Annotated in this window: 3 tRNA genes; all 3 read right to left on the reverse strand. The window is 52.5% G+C overall.

Going from position 1 to position 263, the window contains the following annotated elements:
* Positions 1–7: 7 nt before the first annotated feature.
* Positions 8–80, reverse strand: a tRNA-Phe gene (locus SSIN_RS06065).
* Between the two features lie 4 nt (positions 81–84).
* Positions 85–158, reverse strand: a tRNA-Met gene (locus SSIN_RS06070).
* A 13-nt stretch (positions 159–171) separates the two neighbouring features.
* Positions 172–261 (reverse strand) — tRNA-Ser (locus SSIN_RS06075).
* Positions 262–263: the final 2 nt, after the last annotated feature.

Below are 263 nucleotides of genomic sequence, written 5' to 3' on the forward strand. Positions count from 1 at the left end.
AATAAAATGGCGCGAGACGGAATCGAACCGCCGACACATGGAGCTTCAATCCATTGCTCTACCAACTGAGCTACCGAGCCAAAATTGCGGGAGCAGGATTTGAACCTACGACCTTCGGGTTATGAGCCCGACGAGCTACCTAGCTGCTCCATCCCGCGATATTCTTATCTAAGGAGGATGTGGGATTCGAACCCACGCACGCTTTTACACGCCTGACGGTTTTCAAGACCGTTCCCTTCAGCCGGACTTGGGTAATCCTCCAA

Source organism: Streptococcus sinensis (assembly GCF_000767835.1).
Lineage (GTDB): Bacteria > Bacillota > Bacilli > Lactobacillales > Streptococcaceae > Streptococcus > Streptococcus sinensis.